At 42.2% G+C, this 20,562-nt stretch carries 24 protein-coding genes; 22 read left to right on the top strand and 2 right to left on the bottom strand.

Annotated elements, in window-relative coordinates; all coding sequences use genetic code 11:
- Positions 1 to 43: 43 nt before the first annotated feature.
- Positions 44 to 1,108, bottom strand: coding sequence for a glutamyl aminopeptidase (gene pepA / locus O3629_RS01310; protein ID WP_014712788.1), 1,065 nt, complete (start codon positions 1,106 to 1,108; stop codon positions 44 to 46).
- 142 nt (positions 1,109 to 1,250) lie between these two features.
- On the opposite strand from pepA, the gene O3629_RS01305 reads away from it, so the two are divergent.
- The 19 genes from O3629_RS01305 (at position 1,251) to O3629_RS01215 (ending at position 17,493) form a co-directional block, all read left to right on the top strand.
- Positions 1,251 to 1,541, top strand: a complete 291-nt coding sequence (locus tag O3629_RS01305; protein WP_371608602.1) for a DUF4651 domain-containing protein — start codon at positions 1,251 to 1,253, stop codon at positions 1,539 to 1,541.
- Positions 1,538 to 1,855 carry a thioredoxin family protein gene (locus O3629_RS01300; protein ID WP_021154296.1) on the top strand — a complete coding sequence of 106 codons (318 nt, stop codon included), beginning with the start codon at positions 1,538 to 1,540 and terminating at the stop codon, positions 1,853 to 1,855. The genes O3629_RS01305 and O3629_RS01300 overlap by 4 nt, the downstream gene beginning before the upstream one ends.
- Positions 1,856 to 1,864: 9 nt before the next feature.
- Entirely contained in the window at positions 1,865 to 2,491 is a 627-nt protein-coding gene (gene ytpR, locus O3629_RS01295) for a YtpR family tRNA-binding protein (RefSeq protein ID WP_371608601.1), read from the top strand.
- Between the two features lie 101 nt (positions 2,492 to 2,592).
- Complete coding sequence (locus O3629_RS01290) at positions 2,593 to 2,988, top strand: single-stranded DNA-binding protein (protein WP_003004675.1); 396 nt, start codon at positions 2,593 to 2,595, stop codon at positions 2,986 to 2,988.
- A 189-nt stretch (positions 2,989 to 3,177) separates the two neighbouring features.
- Positions 3,178 to 4,161 (top strand): substrate-binding domain-containing protein, encoded by a 984-nt coding sequence (locus O3629_RS01285; RefSeq protein WP_371608600.1) that lies wholly within the window; start codon positions 3,178 to 3,180, stop codon positions 4,159 to 4,161.
- Positions 4,161 to 5,477, top strand: a complete 1,317-nt coding sequence (locus tag O3629_RS01280; RefSeq protein ID WP_371608599.1) for a sensor histidine kinase — start codon at positions 4,161 to 4,163, stop codon at positions 5,475 to 5,477. Before O3629_RS01285 ends, O3629_RS01280 begins: the two co-directional genes overlap by 1 nt.
- Positions 5,478 to 5,482: 5 nt before the next feature.
- The gene (locus tag O3629_RS01275; RefSeq protein WP_037585171.1) at positions 5,483 to 6,166 is read left to right on the top strand and encodes a response regulator transcription factor; all 684 of its coding nucleotides are present in this window, start codon (positions 5,483 to 5,485) and stop codon (positions 6,164 to 6,166) included.
- A complete protein-coding gene (locus O3629_RS01270) occupies positions 6,163 to 7,461 on the top strand; it encodes an ABC transporter substrate-binding protein (protein ID WP_371608598.1) in 1,299 nt (432 codons plus the stop codon). The genes O3629_RS01275 and O3629_RS01270 overlap by 4 nt, the downstream gene beginning before the upstream one ends.
- A gap of 140 nt (positions 7,462 to 7,601) precedes the next feature.
- Positions 7,602 to 8,039, top strand: coding sequence for a PTS sugar transporter subunit IIA (locus O3629_RS01265; RefSeq protein WP_024054947.1), 438 nt, complete (start codon positions 7,602 to 7,604; stop codon positions 8,037 to 8,039).
- Positions 8,040 to 8,053: 14 nt separating this feature from the next.
- Positions 8,054 to 8,548, top strand: a complete 495-nt coding sequence (locus tag O3629_RS01260; protein ID WP_000261775.1) for a PTS sugar transporter subunit IIB — start codon at positions 8,054 to 8,056, stop codon at positions 8,546 to 8,548.
- Between the two features lie 56 nt (positions 8,549 to 8,604).
- Positions 8,605 to 9,447 (top strand): PTS sugar transporter subunit IIC, encoded by an 843-nt coding sequence (locus O3629_RS01255; protein ID WP_003004789.1) that lies wholly within the window; start codon positions 8,605 to 8,607, stop codon positions 9,445 to 9,447.
- Positions 9,431 to 10,285 carry a PTS system mannose/fructose/sorbose family transporter subunit IID gene (locus tag O3629_RS01250; RefSeq protein ID WP_037585172.1) on the top strand — a complete coding sequence of 285 codons (855 nt, stop codon included), beginning with the start codon at positions 9,431 to 9,433 and terminating at the stop codon, positions 10,283 to 10,285. Before O3629_RS01255 ends, O3629_RS01250 begins: the two co-directional genes overlap by 17 nt.
- A gap of 101 nt (positions 10,286 to 10,386) precedes the next feature.
- The gene (locus O3629_RS01245; RefSeq protein ID WP_003004348.1) at positions 10,387 to 10,680 is read left to right on the top strand and encodes a hypothetical protein; all 294 of its coding nucleotides are present in this window, start codon (positions 10,387 to 10,389) and stop codon (positions 10,678 to 10,680) included.
- 129 nt (positions 10,681 to 10,809) lie between these two features.
- Positions 10,810 to 11,091 carry a co-chaperone GroES gene (gene groES, locus O3629_RS01240; protein WP_003013619.1) on the top strand — a complete coding sequence of 94 codons (282 nt, stop codon included), beginning with the start codon at positions 10,810 to 10,812 and terminating at the stop codon, positions 11,089 to 11,091.
- 21 nt (positions 11,092 to 11,112) lie between these two features.
- Positions 11,113 to 12,738 carry a chaperonin GroEL gene (gene groL / locus O3629_RS01235; protein ID WP_003004647.1) on the top strand — a complete coding sequence of 542 codons (1,626 nt, stop codon included), beginning with the start codon at positions 11,113 to 11,115 and terminating at the stop codon, positions 12,736 to 12,738.
- Between the two features lie 1,029 nt (positions 12,739 to 13,767).
- The gene (locus O3629_RS01230; RefSeq protein ID WP_371608597.1) at positions 13,768 to 14,502 is read left to right on the top strand and encodes a response regulator transcription factor; all 735 of its coding nucleotides are present in this window, start codon (positions 13,768 to 13,770) and stop codon (positions 14,500 to 14,502) included.
- Positions 14,503 to 14,514: 12 nt separating this feature from the next.
- On the top strand, positions 14,515 to 15,819 hold the full coding sequence (locus tag O3629_RS01225) for a sensor histidine kinase (protein WP_021154308.1): 1,305 nt from the start codon (positions 14,515 to 14,517) through the stop codon (positions 15,817 to 15,819).
- A gap of 289 nt (positions 15,820 to 16,108) precedes the next feature.
- Positions 16,109 to 16,789: an ABC transporter ATP-binding protein gene (locus tag O3629_RS01220; RefSeq protein ID WP_347089457.1), complete on the top strand. Its 681-nt coding sequence runs from the start codon at positions 16,109 to 16,111 to the stop codon at positions 16,787 to 16,789.
- The gene (locus tag O3629_RS01215) at positions 16,786 to 17,493 is read left to right on the top strand and encodes an ABC transporter (protein ID WP_371608596.1); all 708 of its coding nucleotides are present in this window, start codon (positions 16,786 to 16,788) and stop codon (positions 17,491 to 17,493) included. The genes O3629_RS01220 and O3629_RS01215 overlap by 4 nt, the downstream gene beginning before the upstream one ends.
- Before the next feature lie 129 nt (positions 17,494 to 17,622).
- Here O3629_RS01215 and O3629_RS01210 read toward each other — a convergent pair whose 3' ends face one another.
- On the bottom strand, positions 17,623 to 18,156 hold the full coding sequence (locus O3629_RS01210) for a hypothetical protein (RefSeq protein ID WP_371608595.1): 534 nt from the start codon (positions 18,154 to 18,156) through the stop codon (positions 17,623 to 17,625).
- 215 nt (positions 18,157 to 18,371) lie between these two features.
- Between O3629_RS01210 and O3629_RS01205 the strand changes: the two genes are divergently transcribed.
- The 3 genes from O3629_RS01205 (at position 18,372) to O3629_RS01195 (ending at position 20,513) form a co-directional block, all read left to right on the top strand.
- Positions 18,372 to 18,902, top strand: a complete 531-nt coding sequence (locus tag O3629_RS01205) for a hypothetical protein (protein ID WP_024056220.1) — start codon at positions 18,372 to 18,374, stop codon at positions 18,900 to 18,902.
- Positions 18,903 to 19,111: 209 nt separating this feature from the next.
- On the top strand, positions 19,112 to 19,699 hold the full coding sequence (locus tag O3629_RS01200; protein ID WP_003004721.1) for a type IV toxin-antitoxin system AbiEi family antitoxin domain-containing protein: 588 nt from the start codon (positions 19,112 to 19,114) through the stop codon (positions 19,697 to 19,699).
- Positions 19,692 to 20,513, top strand: a complete 822-nt coding sequence (locus O3629_RS01195; RefSeq protein ID WP_371608594.1) for a nucleotidyl transferase AbiEii/AbiGii toxin family protein — start codon at positions 19,692 to 19,694, stop codon at positions 20,511 to 20,513. The genes O3629_RS01200 and O3629_RS01195 overlap by 8 nt, the downstream gene beginning before the upstream one ends.
- The last annotated feature ends 49 nt before the right edge of the window (positions 20,514 to 20,562 follow it).

Genomic DNA, 20,562 nt, shown 5'->3' with positions numbered 1-20,562 from the left:
TCCCCCTAAAAAAGCCCCTTACGGGGCTTCAGATCGATGTTGTTTAATAGTGTTTGATCAAATCAACTGTAGAGCGATCCAATTTCTTAACCAATGCTTGTAAGAAGGCTTGCGCTTGCAAAAAATCATCCATGGCATAGAGGGTTTGGTGAGAGTGGATGTAACGTGCACAGACACCAATGGTTGTGGATGGAACTCCGCCATTCTTCAAGTGTGCTGCACCTGCATCGGTACCACCTTTGGCACAATAGTATTGGAATTTGATGCCCGCTTCTTCAGCAGTAGTGAGCAAGAAATCTTTCATATTTGGTAGCATGATGTGACCTGGATCGTAGAAGCGAAGCAGTGTTCCTTCCCCAATCGCACCTTGGTCTCCAAAGACATCGGCTGCTGGCGAACAGTCTACAGCAAGGAAGATTTCAGGATCAAATTTAGTGGTTGAGGTGTGGGCTCCACGAAGTCCCACTTCTTCTTGAACGTTGGCCCCTACATAGAGTTCGTTGTTTAAGGCTTGTCCAGAAAGGCTCTTGGCCAATTCGCTGACCATCAAGACACCGTAGCGGTTATCCCATGCTTTTGAGATGACGTTTTTACCATTAGCAGTAAGAATCGCAGAGCTATCTGGGACCAAGGTATCTCCAGGACGGACCCCATAGCTTTCAGCTTCGGCTTTAGAGCTAAAGCCTGCATCAAAGACGATGTCGCTAATGGCAGGTACGGTTGGTCCACCTGTTCCACGTGTCAAATGAGGAGGAACAGATCCTGAAATAGCAGGGTATTCACGTCCGTCACGTGTAAAGAGTTTGAAGCGTTGGCTGCTGACGACCATCGGATTCCAACCTCCGATTGGGACAACACGGAAAGTTCCGTCAGCTTTGATTTCACTGATCATAAAACCAACTTCGTCCATGTGGGCAGCTACTAAGATACGAGGAGCATCGGCTGCCGTTGAGTGTTTGACCCCAAAGATCCCACCAAGACCATCTGTCACGATTTCGTCCACATGAGGGGTCAATTGTTGGCGCAAATAATCCCGTACAGGAGCTTCGTGACCTGAGATGGCAGGGATTTCAGTTACTTCTTTGATTTTAGAAAATAAATCAGTCATAGGTTACCTTCTTTCTGATGCTATTTTATCACTTTTTCTACAAGGATGGTAGCGTTATTATGGAAATCAGTCCCAAAAAGCGGAGGGAGAGATCTAGCCTAGACCGTTGTCCCTCTGCTTATTTTGTGTTACAATAGGCACTATGAAAGCTAAAAAAATTATTTTGTCTAGTCTGGCTGTAGCAAGTGCAGGAGCCCTTGCGGCCGGTGTTTATAAAATTGCAAAAGATCAAAAGCATCTTCGTACCCAAGAAGAATTGGTAGCAGAAGTACGGGAGCAAATGGAAGCCATGGGGACGATTGCGACTCTGTATGTGGAACTCTACGAGTCTAGTGAAGAGCGCTTAGTAGGAGGCGTCATTTTTGAAGATGAGCGCCATTACCGCTTTGTCTATGAGGACGGTCTCTTGCATTACGAAGAGGAAAAATTATGATTACACCAAATTCTCTAGAAGAAATTGCTTCATACGTAGAGCAAGATGGCAAGAAAGTCTTTGTCTTTTCAGCCGACTGGTGTGGGGATTGTCGTTACCTCAAGCCTTTTTTGCCGGAGATTGAAGCTGAAAATCCCGAATTTACCTTTATCTTGATTGACAGAGATGCCTATATGGATCTGGCGAAAGTCTGGGATGTTTATGGGATCCCAAGTTTGGTGGTTCTGGAAAAGGATAAGGAAATCGGTCGGTTTGTCAATCGGGATCGGAAAACCAAAGCGCAGATTACAGCATTCTTAGCAGGATTAAAATAGGAGAAAAACATGATTGTAACATACAACAAAGAACAAGTCGGCGATGTATTGATGCTGACCTTGAAAAATAGTGGGGAAGCAAAGCTCACGGTGGAGAGAAAAGGAAAGGTGGCTCGCGTTTACCGTGAGGACAACCAAGAAACGGTTGCCTGGAATATCTTTGAACTCTCAACTATCTTTGCCGTAGAAGGCAAGGGCCAAGTCTTTTTGACAGATGAGCAAGTGGCTCGTTTGAACCAAGAATTAGAAAGAGAAGGTTTTTCAGAACGCTTGGTCAATGATCGGGAACCAAAATTTGTGGTGGGAGAAATCCTTGAAATGGTGGCCCATCCAGATAGTGACCACTTGAATATCTGCCAAGTAGCAGTTGGGGCAGATAAGACGGTTCAGATCGTAGCAGGGGCTCCAAATGCGCGTGTAGGCCTCAAGACCATTGTTGCTCTTCCAGGTGCCATGATGCCGGATGGTAGCTTGATTTTCCCAGGAGCACTTCGTGGAGAAAAAAGCTATGGCATGATGTGCAGTCCTCGCGAATTGCACTTGCCAAATGCTCCTCAAAAACGAGGCATTATTGAATTGGATGACGCAGAAGTAGCAGGAACACCATTTGATCCTGCTCGCCACTGGCATGAATAAAAAGAAGAATCTAGGATTTTTTGAATCCTAGATTTTTTTGATTTTGGTTTGCCACCTCCATTTTTTGAAATTTTTTCGAATAAATAGATAGGAGGTAAATGATGTATAATAAAGTTATTTTAATCGGTCGCCTGGTGGCGGCCCCAGAATTGCACAAAACCAGCACAGACAAATCCGTTGCCCGAGTGACCGTTGCGGTCAATCGTCGCTACAAGGATCAAAACGGGGAGCGAGAGACTGACTTTGTAAATGTGGTTGTCTGGGGGAAATTAGCTGAAACCATGGCTAGTTATGCCAGCAAAGGGAGCTTGATCTCTTTGGATGGAGAGATTCGGACGCGCCGCTACGAGAAAAATGGGGTCATGCAATATGTGACAGAGGTCCTCTGCCAAAGTTTTCAGTTATTAGAGAGCCGCGCTCAGCGAGCGATGCGTGAAAATGGTGGAACGGGAGATTTAGCCGACATCATTTTAGAGGAGGAAGATCTTCCTTTTTAGAAACAAAAAAAGAAAGCTGGTTCGTTTATAGACCAGCTTTTTTTGATACTTGGTAGGGATTTCATTCGGAAAAAGTCTTTTAAAAATAAATCAAAAATATGCATCTGTACAATAAAAGCCAGCACTTTTCTTGAAAAAGTAGTAAAATAAAGTAATATATATTCAAAATTTTCAGAAAAGGAACGGAGTTTGAAGGGGAAAGAAGAAAGAAAAGAACGGTTGAAATGGCTGATAAAACGGGTTTTACTGGTGATTCCAGTGGCTTGCATCCTCTTGTGGATCTATGCCGTTTGTCAAACCAGTAGCATCAAGGATCAGACCAAGATCGGTGTCACCTATATGACCATGAACAATGAGTTCTATAAAAGTATTCATTCGGAAATTAGTCGAATTGCCGATGAGAGAGGTGCTCTTGTATCTGTTCGAGATCCGGAATTGGATGAAAAAAGGCAGAGCCAGCAGATCGATGATTTTTGCGCCCAAAAAGTAAATGTGATTGTGATTAATCCGGTCAAAGGGGATAGTCAGCCCATTTTAAGGGCTCTTAAAAAAGCTAGAAAACAAGGAATTAAGATCATTGCAGTTGATACCCAGCTCAAGCATTTTAAGCCGGATGCCAGCATTGTCTCCGACAACTACCAAGCAGGAGTCTTGATTGCGAAAGAGCTGATGAAACGCTCTTCAAATGCTCAGATCCTTCTCTTGGAGCACAAAGGGACTGTTTCAGCAGATACGCGGATTCAGGGATTTAAGGATACCATCAAAGGACATGGGTCATATGAGATTATCTCGGAACTAGAAACCAAGGGGCAGACGGAGATCGCCATGCCAGCTGTCCGTAAGTTCTTGCAGTCAGGGGGGGATGTCGATACACTAGTTGCCCTGAATGATCGCTCGGCTATAGGAGCTTTAGCGGCGATCAAGGAGCAAGGAATCACCCATCCCATTGCGATCTATGGGATTGATGGCTCACCAGATATGAAAGCCTTGCTGCACTCGACAGATGATGTTGTAGGAACCGTTGCCCAGTCTCCGTTGAAGATGGGAGACCGTGTGATGGAGGTCATCCAAGATATGACGGCTGGGAAGAGCTACCAAAAAGAGATAACCATTCCGGTTCAAATGATGACAAAGGAAAACATCGATCACTTTGATGTGAATGGGTGGCAGTAATGAGAAAATTTAGAGGTGTGAGATACAGTTTGGCCATTCTGATGGTCGTGAATTTTATCGCTGTGATGCTCAACAGTATCATCTATCTTCAAGCAACCAACTATATCATTGCCCAACGACAAGCCTCCCTATTAGTAGAACGTTTAGAGCGTATTCCTTTTGCGCCTTCGACAACTTTTTGGTTGTCTGCGCTCTTATTTGCTGGAATTGCCTTGATCTCCATGAGTCGTTACTGGTCTCAAACGAGTCGATGGTCCATTTTTGATAAGTGGAACATTTTGGAGATCCTCCTGATGTTGCTCTTGATGTGGGTCCAAAATGTAGCTTATAACGGGCTCATTCTCTTGGTTTTTGCGGATATCTTCTATGGTTCCAAAGAGTTGAATACCAAGCGAGACCGCAAGTATTGGTTTGCGTTTATCCTAGTGAGTTTCTTGATGCTTCTTGTGACCAATTCAGACGTCTTTTCGCTTTTCTTTCCGATACCTTCTCTGGATGTCTATATTCATTTTTATCCTGCCTCCATTCGGATTCTGGCCTTTTTCTTGAAGAATTCCCTCTATGCTTTGAATATGGTGCTCTTCATTATTTCGCTTTTGTTCTATATTATGAATGTTCTTGCGGAAAACCACGAAGTAGAAGAAGAGTTGGCCATGGTTTCGAAGGTCAATACGGAGTTGAACAACTATATGGCCTTGTCTGAGAAGATTGCAGAAGATCGGGAACGTAAGCGGATTGCTCGGGAAATTCACGATACCTTGGGGCACGCGCTAACAGGGATCTCGGCAGGGCTGGATGCTGTCGGAGTCTTGATTGACATCGATCCCAATCGGGCAAAAGAGCAGGTAAAAAGCGTATCAGAAGTGGTTCGTGAAGGGATCCAGGATGTGAGGGGCTCTCTCAACCGCCTCCGTCCAGGTGCCCTTGAGGGACGAACCCTCAAAGATGCTTTGGAAAAGATGATCCGTGAGTACCAGACGCTTTCCAACTTGCAGGTTGATTTACACTATGAATGGGTCGATGTCGATATGGACGTCATGATTGAAGATACGATCTTTCGTGTGATCCAGGAGTCTATGACCAATGCGGTTCGCCACGGTCATGCTAGTCAGATGAGCCTTCATTTTTTTGAAGATAAGGAAGATTACCTGATCGAGTTGCAGGATAATGGGGTTGGGTTTGAAACCTTGACCTATGGCTATGGACTCAAGCAGATGATGGAACGAATTTCTATCCTAGGAGGACAGCTTCAATTTGAAAGCCGCGATGGATTTTTCACGCGCGTCAGTTTACCGAAATATAAAGAAGGGAGATAGAGATGGTGATAAAAGTAATGGTGGCAGATGACCAGGCCTTGATTCGAGAATCTCTGAAAATAATTTTGTCAGCCCACCCCGATATCGAAGTGGTGGCCACAGTGGAAGATGGGAATCACGTCTTGTCTAGCATTCCACAGACACATCCTGACCTGATCTTAATGGATATTCGGATGCCAGGCATGGATGGGGTTTTGGCGACAAAAGAAGTCAAAGAGCACTATCCGGATATCAAAATTATTATTTTAACGACCTTTGATGATGATGAATTTATCTATAGTGCACTCAAGTATGGTGCTTCAGGTTATCTTTTAAAGGGAGCCTCGACAGAGGAACTCTATGAAGCGATTAAGGTGGTGTATCAAGGCGGAGCCATGATCAACCCGAATATCGCTAGTAAAGTCTTTCAAATTTTCTCACAAATGGCCAAAACCAACTTCTCTATTGCTGTAGATGAGGACAATGTCAAGGATTTGAGCACGACGGAATGGCGCATTATCCAAGAAGTCGGCTATGGAGAGTCCAATAAAGAAATTGCGGCCAAACTTTTCTTGTCAGAAGGAACCGTGCGCAATTACCTATCAACGATTTTGGCGAAATTAAACCTACGAGATCGAACGCAATTGGCGATCTGGTCAGTCCAAACAGGAGTGACGAGACGTGATTTTTCTAAAGGAAATACAGAATGAAATTGAAGCGAAAGCATCTTTGTTGGGGGATCGGTCTCCTTGTTGCGCTCTGTGCGAGCGCAGGTTTTTATTGGTGGAAACAGCAACCGACCGTCCTCCATATCGGCGTTTATGCAGGTTCTAGCTGGGATGTGCCGACCAGTCAACGTTCCCATGCCTTGGATCGTGCGATTCAAAAATTTGAAAAATCCCATCCCCACGTTCGTGTAGAGTATGAAAATGGGATTCCGCAGTCGGATTATTCTGACTGGCTCTCCGAAAAGATTGTCTCAGGAAAGACGCCAGATGTGTTTATGGTCTCTGAGCAAGATCTTTCCTTATTAGCAGCGCGGGGCGTATTAGAAAAGTTAAACGGCTATATGGATCGAAAAGATCAAGCTGCCTTTTATCCCGTTGCCTTTGAATCGGGTGTCTATCAGGGGCAAACCTATGCCTTACCTTATGAAAGCAATCCGATTTTGATGTGTGTCAATAAAGATCTCTTGGATAAAGAAGGTATCGCGGTTCCCAAAGAAGGCTGGACCCTTGAAGAGTTCTATACGATTTGCAAGAAACTAACCAAAGATACCAATGGGGATGGGCAATTGGATCAATTTGGGAGCACAGAATACACCTGGAAAGAAGCCTTGGCGGCAAATGGAGGTCATCTCTTCCAAGGTGGCATGCTCAAGCTGACAGCTCCAGAAGTGAAAGAGTCTTTGACTTTTCTGCAAAAATTGAAAGATCTAAATAAAAATTACAAGGTGAGCTCTAAAGATTTTGACCAGGGGAAAGTCGCCTTTTATCCCATGACCTTGGCCCAATATCGGACCTATAAACCGTATCCCTACCACGTTTCTAAATATTCAAACTTCACCTGGACCTGTATCCCGATGCCGGCTAAGTCAAAAACGACTAAGGCAACCTTGGTCACGACGACTTCTTTTGCTATGTCGGCTCGAAGTTCTCATTCCAAGTTGGCTTGGGAATTAATGCAACTCTTAACAGAGGATCCCGAAATTCAACAAACCCTCTTTGCCCAATCCCAGGGGATCTCTGTCATGCCACAGGTAGTCAAGAGTCGCTCTAGTAAAGACCTCTTGCAGGTAGATGATTTTGGGACGGATTCCTTGACCAATCAGACCTTGAACCGCATCATGGAACAAGCTGTTGAAAGTAGTCCTAAAAATGTCTCAAAAGAGGTGTTAGAAAAGTTAGATTACTTGATTGGCAATGCCTTGCGCGATCAAGATGTTGAGAACCGCTTGCCTCAAATTCAGAGGGAGATTGAAAGTAGTCTACAGGTAGGAGTTTAGAGTAAAATAAGATGGCATTTTGTCAAGTGACAGATGTCATTTTTTTATTGCTAAATGTCATATTAGGAATGTGACATTTGACAATGTAAAAACGCTTTCAAATAATCTACAATAGAGTCAAATAAAGGAGGCGTAGAAAAATGAAATACCTCGTTTTGGTCAGTCATGGCGGACTGGCAGAAGGTCTAAAAACATCACTAGCCATGTTTGCTGGTGACAAGTTGGATCAGGTCATCGCAGTTGGACTCAAAGAAGGAAAATCGGTCGATGACTTCGCAGTTGATTTCAGAGAGAGCATTTCAGGATTGACAGCTGATGATTCTGTTTTGGTCTTGGCAGATATCGTAGGTGGTAGTCCATTAACCACTGCAGCCACGGTTCTAGAAGAAGCTGGAAAGCTCGATGGAGCCTTGATCCTTGGTGGGATGAACCTCACCATGGCCTTGACGGCAGTTGTGATGAAGGATGTGTTGGAGGGAGACGATTTGTCAGCCACCATCTTATCAGAAGCACGATCTGCACTACAGCCTTTTGAAATTTCAGCCGCTGGTGCTGAAGAAGATGATGACGATATTTAATAGGGAGGTACCTTATGGTAGTAACATTTGTACGGATTGATGACCGCATGATTCACGGTCAAACAGTCACACGCTGGGCAAAGGAAAAACCATGTGATGGTTTGATTGCCGTAAATGATGCAGCAGCATCAAACAAGGTTTTGATCCAAGCTTACAAAGGCGCATCAGACAAGAAAACCTTTGTATGGACAAAGGAAGCTTTTAAAGAAAAATCAGCAAAAGTAACAGAATCAGATAGTCGTTACTTCTTGATTACCAAAAATCCAATCGATATGAAGGAAATTTTGGTCGACCAAGGGTTTGTCCCAGGTGATGTTAAAGAAATCATTGTTGGCCCTGCAAATGATCGTCCTGGAGCTGTGAAATTGGGAAATAACCAATCCATCACTCAGGAAGAAGCAGAAGCCTTCCAAGCCATTCAAGCAGCAGGCTACAAGGTGAAATTCCAATTGTTGCCAGATGTTTCCATCGGGTATTGGGATGATTTCAAATCAAAATTTGGTTTTTAAAACTAACAGTCTGATCTGTTAGGTAAATAAATTTACAAACAAAAGGAGCGTTTGTTATGACAATTTCATGGATTCAAGCAATCTTGCTTGGTATTTTCGCCAGCTTGTCTTCAATGCCTGGTATGGGAGGTTCCAGTATCGGGAACTATACACTCGGTCGTCCTTTGATCGGTGGGTTGATTTCAGGTTTAATTCTTGGAGATGTGACAACCGGTATTATGGTCGGGGTTGCCCTTCAAGTCGTTTATATCGCCTTGGTAACACCTGGTGGTACCGTATCTGCCGATGTGCGTGCCATCTCTTACATCGGTGTTCCTCTTGCTATCTTGTTTGTGCATGCTAATAACATCACAGATGAAGCAGGAATCGCCGCAGCTGCAGCTCCAATCGGTGCAGCCGTTGGGACAATTGGTACAGTTCTTTTCTACGGTACCGCTACTATGAACTTGGTTTGGCAACACATTGGTTGGAAAGCCGTTGAAGAAGGAAACTTCAAAAAACTCTACGCAGTTGACTGGGTTTACCCTTGGATCTCTCACTTCCTCTTCTCTTTCCTTCCAACAATGATTATCACCAAATACGGTGAAAACATGGTTGATTTGATGAAACAATACCTTCCTATGGATGGTTACTGGATGAAAGCCCTCTTTACAGTCGGTGCTCTTCTCCCATGTGTCGGTATTGCCATCTTGTTGAAACAAATTGTTACAGAAGCAACTGACTTCATTCCATTCTTTGTTGGATTTACCTTGGCAAAATCTCTCGGATTGAACTTGGTATCCAGTGCCGTTGTTTCATTAATCTTTGCAGTAATCTACTATGAACTTGAAGTGATCAAATCGATGAAAGCTGCTCCAGCCGGAGTGGTGGACCAAGACGATGATGAGGAGGATATTTAAAATGGCTGATAGAAAGAAAATTTCAAAGAAAACATTAGCAAAAGCATTCCATCATTGGTATTATGGTCATTTGACTTGTTTCTCTCAAGAACATATGCAAACCTTCGGGTACTTGACTTCTATGCTTCCAATCGTAGAAGAAATGTATGACACAAAAGAAGAACAAAAGGATGCTATGCAAACCTATACGGCCTTCTTCAACACTGAACCACAACTTGGATCTCTTGTTGTAGGGATCACAGCTGGTTTGGAAGAAGCGCGTGCAAACGGAGATGCAGTAGATGGCGAAACCATCAACGGTATGCGTGCCGGTTTGATGGGACCAATCGCTGGTATTGGTGACTCATTGGTCGTTGGTACCTTGATTCCAGTTCTCTTAGGGATTGCCCTTGGTCTTTCTAAAGGTGGTAACGTCGCTGGTGCTCTCTTCTACATCGTCGTATGGAACCTCTTAGTCTACTTTGGTATGCGCTTTGCCTTCTTCAAAGGTTACCAATTAGGGGATAAAGCCGTTGAATTCCTTGTAGGACCAAAAGGACAAGCTCTTCGTAAAGCGATCAGCGTTGTCGGTGGTATGGTTATCGGTGCCGTAGCAGCTACTTGGGTATCTGTTACAACAGCCCTTCAATTCAAGAATTCTGAAGGAAAAGTCTTCTTGAACATCCAAGAAAAGATCGATGGTGTTTATCCAGGTCTCTTGACAGCAGCCTTCATCACTCTTTGCTGGTGGTTGATGTCTAAGAAAAAAATTTCACCAAACAAAGTCATGTTACTTCTCGTTGTAGTGGCTTTGATCGGTGTTGCCCTTGGTATCTTTGACCCACATCTTAAATACTAAGGTCAAGAAAAAACGAATTTGCTAGTAGGAGTTTTTGAGAATGAAGTGAATGGACCTCCTTTATTTGCACTTCATTCTCAATTTTTATCAGGAGGAATCCCATGGTTACAAAACAAGAACTTGTCAATGGATATGAAACAGAAATCAAGTACCAACGCCACATGCTTGAAAACCTTGGTCGTTGGTTCAGCTTACTCTTTATCATTGCCAGTATTGGTGTGGTATTGATCTATCTCTTTCACAAAAGTTTCCTCCCACTCTTGATCCTCGGGATTTTACTAGCCTTGGTTGGAATTTTAGGCATGATTGTTTTTGGATATGGTATCTACCGTGGGCGGATCAATCTTCAAAAAGTGATCGATGATTTCAATCAAAAATTGACAATTTTAAATTGATATTTTAGAAACATCTCATCTATTTTTGAGGTGTTTTTTTCTTGACTATTTCTGACCAAGTGATACAATAGAAACATAAGTTAGCACTTATGTATAGAGAGTGCTAAAAACACGTATGGAGGAATGAACATGTTAAAACCATTAGGAGACCGTGTGGTCTTAAAAGTAGAAGAAAAAGAACAGACTGTTGGAGGTTTTGTCCTCGCAGGTGCGAGCAAGGCTGATACAAAAACAGCTGAAGTAGTGGCCGTTGGTGAAGGTGTGCGTACCCTAAGTGGTGAACTCATTGCTCCAGCTGTAAAAGCAGGAGACCACGTTTTGGTTGAAAGCCATGCAGGAATTGAAGTGAAAGATGGGGAAGAAACCTACACCATCGTTGGAACATCAAACATTCTTGCAATTGTAGAGTAAGAGAAGAAAGAGGTAAGAGAAATGGCAAAAGATATTAAATTTTCATCTGATGCACGTTCTGCAATGGTCCGTGGTGTCGATGTCTTAGCAGATACAGTGAAAGTTACGTTGGGCCCTAAAGGACGCAATGTGGTTCTTGAAAAATCATTTGGTTCACCTTTGATCACAAATGATGGGGTGACCATCGCAAAAGAAATCGAATTGGAAGACCATTTTGAAAATATGGGTGCCAAATTGGTGTCAGAAGTGGCTTCTAAGACCAATGATATCGCAGGTGACGGTACAACGACCGCAACGGTCTTGACTCAGGCCATCGTCCGTGAAGGGATCAAAAACGTCACTGCAGGAGCTAACCCAATTGGCATCCGCCGTGGGATTGAGACTGCTGTTGCAACAGCAGTAGAAGCTTTAAAAAACAATGCGATCCCAGTATCGAGCAAGGAAGCGATTGCTCAAGTAGCTGCTGTGTCTTCTCGTTCTGAAAAAGTCGGTGAGTACATCTCTGAAGCCATGGAAAAAGTTGGCAAAGATGGGGTTATCACGATTGAAGAGTCACGTGGAATGGAGACAGAACTGGAAGTCGTTGAAGGCATGCAATTTGACCGTGGTTACCTCTCACAATACATGGTCACTGATAATGAAAAAATGGTGGCTGACCTTGAAAATCCATACATTTTGATCACTGACAAGAAGATTTCAAATATCCAAGAAATCTTGCCATTGTTGGAAAGCATTCTTCAAAGCAACCGTCCACTCTTGATCATCGCTGATGATGTCGATGGCGAAGCTCTTCCAACACTTGTCTTGAACAAGATCCGCGGTACCTTTAATGTCGTAGCTGTCAAGGCACCAGGATTTGGAGATCGCCGCAAAGCCATGCTAGAAGACATTGCCATCTTGACAGGTGGTACAGTCATTACAGATGACCTTGGTTTGGAATTGAAAGATGCAACCATTGAAGCACTTGGTCAAGCAGCTAAAGTGTCAGTCGATAAAGACAGTACTGTCATTGTCGAAGGTTCTGGTAACCCAGAAGCGATCGCTAACCGTGTGGCGGTTATCAAGTCACAAATCGAAACCACAACCTCTGAATTTGACCGTGAAAAATTACAAGAACGTTTGGCTAAATTGTCTGGTGGTGTTGCCGTAATCAAGGTCGGTGCTGCAACAGAAACAGAATTGAAAGAAATGAAACTCCGTATCGAAGATGCCCTTAATGCGACTCGCGCAGCCGTTGAAGAAGGGATCGTTGCCGGAGGTGGTACAGCTCTTGTCAATGTTATCTCTGCAGTCGCAGCCCTTGAATTGGAAGGGGATGAAGCAACCGGACGCAATATCGTTCTTCGTGCTTTGGAAGAACCCGTGCGCCAAATTGCTCACAATGCCGGTTATGAAGGATCTATTGTGATTGATCGCTTGAAAAATGCCGAAGTCGGAACAGGTTTCAATGCCGCAACAGGTGAATGGGTGAATATGATTGATGCAGGAATCATCGACCCTGTCAAAGTGAGCCGTTCAGCCCTTCAAAACGCCGCTTCCGTAGCGAGTCTGATCTTGACGACCGAAGCAGTCGTAGCCAACAAACCAGAACCAGCAGCCCCAGCAGGACCAGGAATGGATCCAAGCATGATGGGCGGGATGATGTAACCTGATACCAATGATTGGTGCTAAAGCACCGAATCATTGGACGGTAGCCGCTATGTTGCGGCCTACCTAATCATCTTACTAGCTCAAAGGGAGGAAAATATCGTTCCTCCCTTTTCACGTCGTAACCCCTTGGTTAATTTATCAGGTGCATTTATTGTTATGGCAAGCACCATGGTGCCTTGCCGAAGTGTCTTACTAGCTCAAAGGGAGGAAAGTATCGTTCCTCCCTTTTTCGCGTCGTAACCGCTACAAATGATTGAGGCTATGACTCTCATCATTTGACGCCAGCCGCTATTGTGCGGTCTGGCTAATCGTCTTACTAGCTCAAAGAGAGTGGGACAGAAATCGGTAATTCGTTAGAATTCGATTTCGTCGTCCCACCTCCGCACAGTTGAGTAGGGCTGTAAAAACTGATAAAATCAGCGTAGTAGAGCCCACTCAACCACTGTGTCTTGCTCGACAATCCAAAAATAATTGAGGGGCTAGGACTTTTGTCCCAGCCTCTTTTTATCGTGCTTTGGGATTTTCATTTGTTATGGAATAATATTTTTATTTTAAATTTTGTAACAGAAATGATAAATACTAGTTAAAGAGGACTTGCGTAGATGCTTGGGAATCAAGCGTTTGTTGTGTTTTCAGGCGGAGGAATATTTGCCAACAAATTGCAATACAAATTAACTGATTTTGTAATAATTCTAGTGTATACTATTAAGAGTAGATCACAGGTCTACATTGTTGCAAGGGGAGAACTTCCCACATACATGTCTATTGACAATAAAACTTGATCGTAATATCGCTGTTAGTAAAATGAGAGTTTGAACATAGTGTAGATTTTATCGACCTTTTTCATATTAAAAAATATTTTTCAAATTCCCCTTGCGCAAGCTCTTCCGGATTCCTCCGGGAGAGTTTTTTCTTGTTAAGGAGAAAAAGATAGAATGCCTTTTGAGTCTACTTTGAAAGAGTGGCTCAGCAGCTATTATTTATGGTAAAATAGAACATATTCGTCGAGGGGAAGGAGTGAAGACTTTGTTGAAGATTTTTGTGTTAGAAGATGAGTGGATCCAGCAATCACGAATCGAATCGGTCTTGCAGGAACTTATCGCTCAGAAGTCCTTGCAATGCAAAGCGCCAGAAGTGTTTGGGAAATCAAGCCAGTTGCTAGATGCTATCACAGAGAGAGGCGCTCATCACCTATTCTTTTTAGATATCGAGATTAAAGGTGAGGAGAAAAAAGGTCTGGAGATTGCAAAAGAGATTCGTAAGAAAGACCCCCATGCGACCATTGTCTTTGTCACCACTCACTCTGAATTCATGCCCATTACCTTTCAGTACAAAGTAGCCGCCTTGGATTTTATCGATAAAACGCTGGGTGAGGAAGAGTTCAAAGAGAGAATCAGCTCAGCCATCGACTATACCTTGGAGCAAGCTGGGACCACGATTGCGCAAGATGCCTTTACATTTGAGAGTGCGATGGCGCGTGTACAAGTTCCTTTTAATAAGATTTTGTATGTTGAAACGTCCCCAACCATTCACAAGGTCATTTTACACACCCAGGAAGAGCGCTTGGAATTTTACGCTAGTATTGCCGATATCGAAAAAGCAGATCCCCGCTTGTATCGGTGCCACCGCTCCTTTGTGGTGAATCCGCAAAATATTACGAAGATTGATAAAGAAGCCAAGAAAGCTTTTTTTGAAAATGGGGACAATTGCTTGATCTCACGGACCAAGTACAGAGGCTTACTGGAAGCTTTGAAAAAATAGAGGGAGAAAGAATTGCTGTTAAATATTCTAATATCTTACTTAAAGTTCTTCGTCAGCATGCTGATCTATCGTCATATTAGTAGACAAGAGTTCGCCTGGCGCTGGCTCTTTTTGTGCCCCTTCTTCTTTGCAGTCGTCTTTACCCTTGTGCCACCGGTAGGTTTTTTTGGCTATTTCTTAGTATTTATTGCCTATAGTTTCTATCGAAATCGTAACATACGACCCCTTTTGAATATTTTTTATGGGCTCTACCCAGTTGTCATGGAGAGTCTCATTGGGCGTCTCTTAGCCTTTTATGTCTTTCCAATGCTGGGGGTTATACTTGTTCATGAGGCGTCTGTCAGCTGGTACGATGCTCTACTTGAATTGCTAGTCTTTCCTGTCTATTTAGGAATCACCAAGCTGTTAAAACTAGATTTTACAGATCTAAAAGTAGGATTCCAACGTCAGTATTTTAATCGTTTCTTACTCCCAATGGATCTTTCTATGTTTGTGTATTTAGTCAGTGTTGTAGGTCTGGTGGCTTTTGAGAATGCTATTCCGTATGCAGATGCTTTACGGGGACAGTTAAATAGTATTTATTTGATCTTATTTTTCATGCTCCTCTTGTATTTTAATGCAGTGTCCAAAGAACGATTGAAACAAGAAATTCTAGAGCAGAAAGATAGGCAACTACAGGAGTTAGCCACCTATAGCCGACACGTCGAAATGCTCTATGGGGAGATTCGTGCCTTTCGTCATGATTACCTGAATATTTTAACCAGTCTCAAGTTAAGTATTGAGCATGAAGATCTCAATGCGATCAGGGAAGTCTATGAGAATGTTCTTCGAGAGAGTGGCCAACAATTTTACGATAGCAAGTTTGATATTGCCAAACTCAGTCATATCGAAAATCCAGCTGTAAAAAGTGTTCTGTCCGCAAAATTGTTGGAAGCGCAAAATAAAGGGATTGGGATCTCTGTCGAGATCGATGAACCTGTTCGTGATTTATTCATCGAGGTTTTAGATTTCATCACCTTCTTATCCATCCTTTGTGACAATGCTATTGAAGCGAGTCTCGAATCAGACGACCCACAGCTGACTCTTGCCATGCTCCAGGAGGAAAACTCCCTCATCTTAATCGTTGAAAATAGTACAAAAGCTGAAAAAATAGATCTGGTTAGAATTTTTGAAAAGGACTTCTCAAGTAAAGGAGATGGCCGCGGTCTTGGCTTGTACAAGATCCAACAATTACTGGAAAAATATCCCAAAACGACAGTGTCTACCAAGAGTTCAAACTACCGATTTACCCAGAGCCTGACCTTTTGGAAGGAATAATGGAAGAGAGAGTGGGACAGAAATCGGTCATTCGTTAGAATTCGATTTCGTCGTCCCACCTCCGCACAGTTGAGTAGGGCTGTAAAAGCTGATGAAATCAGCGTAGTAGAGCCCACTCAACCACTGCGTCTTGCTCGATAATCAAAAGACAATTGAGAGGCTAGGACTTTTGTCCCAGCCTCTTTTTTGACCGTTCACGACAATTTTTTGACCGATTCTGACAGAGAGCCTCCAAGGCTTTCCCATCGAAGTATAATGGACACAAGATCAATAAGAAAAGAGGGATCCTATGTTTCAGGTAGCATCTATTACAAAATCGTTTAAGGAGAAAGCTGTATTAAAGGGGGTGTCTTTTTCGATAGAAGAAGGAGACAAAATTGCCTTGCTGGGAAATAATGGGGCAGGTAAAAGCACCCTGTTTAACATTATCGCAGGGCAGCTCCAGGCTGATTCGGGGACGATAAAGACTTCGCTTGATTTTCAAAGAGAGATTGGGATGATGCCTCAGGGGGATCTGCTCATCGAGGATCTAACCGTTGCTGAATTCGTCGAATTAAAAAGCCGGATGAATCAGCAGAAGCAGGCTGATATCAATGGACTCTTAGAAATGGTCGAATTGAGAGAATCAAGAGAGCAGATGGTGGGAAGTCTTTCTGGTGGTCAAAAGAGACGCTTGTCCTTGTTGTTAACCATTTTGAATCATCCAAAGTTGATTTTTTTAGATGAGCCGACGACAGGCATGGACTTGGAAGCAGTGGATAATTTTTGGAAATTGCTGGAGCAGCAAGAGTTTACATCTGTTGTGGTGACCCATGATTTTAACCAAATTGATGCCTTTTTTACAAAAGTCTTGATTTTAAAAGATGGTCGAATTGCTGCCACAAAGGCTGTTGAGGACATTCACCAGGCTGGTCAAACCATTGAGCAGTATTTCCGAGAAGAGATGAATAAAGGAAGGGAACAAGCATGAGAAAGATTCAATTAAAACAAGTTTTACGAAATAAGCGCTTCGTATTATTCACCATTATTTTACCCATAGGCTGGTATATCTTCTTTTATCAGCTTCAAAAAGGGGTTTCGCCAAGTATTTTATTAGGTATTGCCGTATTTATCGGGGTCATTGGCAATAGCCTTGCAACTTTTAGTAAGCGAATCGCCTCAGATATCGGGTTTTATTCTTTTGAATCCCGCTTTACAAGCTATAGTGTCAAGAACTATTTATGGGATCAATCGATCGTACAACTGATTTTGAACAGCTTGATCTTTTTAGCAGTACTAGTAGTTGCTGTTCTAGGTTTTCACTTTCCAGTGACGACTAGCCTGTTGGTGCAATTTTTCCTCTTATCCTTGATGGGGATCTACTTTAGCGTGATTGGCTTTGTTCTTGGGGTCAGGGTAGATGCCAAGACGATTGATACCATTGGCTTTCCTGTCATTATTTTGGCCGCTATGACCATTATTCCCTTTGATACGCTTGGCGCAAGTGGAGGATTTATGGACTTAGTTAGCAAGCTACAGCGGGCTTTCCCAGGCTATTATTATACAAAGCTGATCCAAGATTTGACTGAGAAACAAACGATCGATGTCTCTCAATTAGGACTCTTTGTTTCCGTATTTGGATTGAATTTGCTATTTTTCTATCTGCTCGTACCCAAAGGGAAAATGGGGAACTAGGAGTAGTTAAAAAAGCCTTGAATTTTCAAGGCTTTTTCTTTTCTATAAAATGGTTCTTCTGTGATCTTCCTTCAAGTACTTGGAAAGATTTCGCCATTCTAAAGCTCTAATGGAGGACTTTTTTACTTGCTAATATAAAAAATCAATGCCGTAGTTTTCTTTTAGATAGGTCGCCAACTCGGCTTTTTCTTCCTCTCTAAATCGACAGAGGCTAAGGGCGAGACGCAATTTCAAGGTGCTTGTATTGATGATGATGTTTGATTTAGAAATATTTTCTAACTGGGTGACTTCTCTGAGGTTAAAATCTAAATAGCAAGCCTTGCTGTTGACATGATCAGGGTCGCTAACATCCACTTCGACATAAGATGCTCGCAACAATTCTTCTTTTGGAATGAAGATTTCTTTTGAGAAGAAAAGCCCAGGGTAGACATAAATACCTTCAAAGGTGAATTCAAAGGAGACTCTGTGGCTAGTTAGTCTTTTGATGCCTGCAATTGTTGCGTAGATAGCAGCGAAAAAGAGAATGGTTGAAATCACAGTGGGAAGATTTAGTTGAGAAAAGTCGATCAATCCATGAGCGGGAGAAAAGAAAAATTGAAAGGATACACCCGCCGCAAAGATTAGATAACCGACACCAACAAATTTTGAATAATAGATTTTCATTTTGGACTCCTTACATTTCAAATGCATGAAAACTTGGAATTTCAAGTACCCTTATCATAGCGGATTCGGTGAAGAGCTGTCAAATGTTTGGTAGGGTTCTTGTGATTAGATCATTTCAGGTTATGGTATACTAGATGGAAAGTGTGGCTAGGAGTGAAATGAAAAGCTGCTGTAGAAATCATAACCGGGTCAATGCTGGTAAGAAAGGAAGACAAATGGTAACACCCCTGATATTTATTATTTCTCTCGTCTTGCTTTTGCGTCGTTTTACAAGCAAACGTTCACGAAAGATCATTGGATTCTTATATGCTTCATTTGCAGTCTGGTTTGTTTATTCGATCCTTACTTATGGAAGCTACACCCTCCAGCCTGGTCAAAGTGTTCAATTGAGAGTTTATCCCAATACGGATCAGCTAGAATATAGGTCGGAACTCCAGTTTAAAAAATTTGATGATGCTAAGTTAAAATTGTCCGGTCGAAAAGGTTGGGGGATGAAAGATAGTCACATAGTCTATAATGTTGAAAAGCAAACAATAACGGAGCTCATTTTTTTAAAAGACAAAACAGAGCGTAAAGACTTACCAAATGATAAAAGTAAGAGTTTCTATTTAGAAAACGATGGAATAGTGATTCAAGGGGAAGTAGAGGAAGTATTTGGGGTGACGGAACGAAAGCCCTACAACATCACCATCACCAATGTAGACGATAAACCAGCCCACTTTGAAGCGCGAGTGGTGGACCGGTGAACTGTGAACTGGACCTCCATCTACTCCAGCCGCTTCAGTCCAAAGAATTGGGACGATGTGACCGTCAAGGATATTTGGAGAGAGGATTTTGGAAAGTGATGTCGGAGCTATTTGTCCGGCATCTTTTTATGAATAATCGTTATTGTTACTTTTGTGCGTGTGATATGATATAATAAAAGCACAGAAGTAACAACAATAGGAATGCTGAAATGATTCAAAAACAAATACAGGAAATGCTAGATCATCAGTCTATTATTAGAACATCTGATGTAGTTAAAAAAGGGATCCCAAAGCCTTACCTAAATCGAATGGTGGAAAATGGTCAACTCATAAAGGTTGCCAGAGGGATTTATATCACCGATTGGTCTCAGTATGATGAGTATGCCATTTTCCAACTCCAACATCAAAAAGTGATTTATTCTTATCTATCAGCATTGTATCTCCATGGGCTGATAGATGTTATCCCTAAATACAAAGAAGTGACGGTCTATACAGGTTATAATCCTCATCGATTTCCTAAGGAGGTAAAAAGGCATTTCATCCAGAAAGAATTGTATGAAGTCGGTGTGACAAAGCTACAAACGTCCTTCGGAAATGAAGTAAGGGTATATGATTTGGAGAGATCGATATGCGATCTCATTCGCGAGCGACAAAAGATAGATGTGGAAATATTTTCGACTTCTTTAAAGAGATATATTCAATCTTCAAAAAAAGATCTACGAAAACTCTACAAATATGCGCGAGAGTTTCATGTGCTCGAAAACGTCCAATCATTGATGGAGGTCTTATATGAATAAAGATAGATTGATTGCTCTGTGCCATAAAATTTCAAACGAAAAACAGGTAGATTTCAATGTTGTGCTAACTTATTATTTTCTAGAAACGATACTTGCAAAGATAGCATCTAGTACGTATAGTCATAACTTTGTATTCAAGGGAGGATTTCTTTTATCCAATATTATTGGTGTTGAAAGTCGAACAACTTCTGATATGGATTTTATTTTAGAACAATTTAAGATGGACAAATCTCTACTAGAAAGTACTTTAAAGGAAATCCTAACTGATGATTTGGTTCATTATGAAATTACTAAGATAAGTGAAATTAAAGATGAAGATCCTTATGGTGGTTATCGAATCCATATTTTATGTCGGCTTGATAATATACGTCAGACAATTCCTTTAGATATTGCGACTGGTGATCCTATTACTCCCAAATCCGTTTCCTATCGTTATCATAGTCTCTTTCAAGAGATTGACTATGAGATCGTGGCCTATAATTTGGAGACAATATTGGCTGAAAAATTAGAAACGATTTATCGAAGATCTTTCTTTAACACTCGAAGCAAGGATTTTTATGATGTGTATGTAATTTATAGTATGGAAAAAAGCCGATTGGATAGTAAAAAGCTTCGATCAGCTTGCGAGGCAACATTTTCCTATCGTCAGACAACGTTAGATGTAGTAGATTTTCAAAATATGATTGATGAGATGAAGGATGATATAACATTGGCGCGTCATTGGGAAAATTATCAGTCTCATTACCCTTATGCAACTTCTATTTCTTTCAGGGATGTTTTGGAAGTTGTTCAACAGCTATTGTTAGAATTATGATACCTAATATAGACTTTCATTAACAAACTACCTCCGAGGTGGTTTTGAG

It is taken from the genome of Streptococcus sp. 27098_8_12, from assembly GCF_041432115.1.
Lineage (GTDB): Bacteria > Bacillota > Bacilli > Lactobacillales > Streptococcaceae > Streptococcus > Streptococcus parasanguinis_V.
Note: the sequence above shows the minus strand (reverse complement) of the source record. Positions and strands in the feature narration are given on the sequence as shown.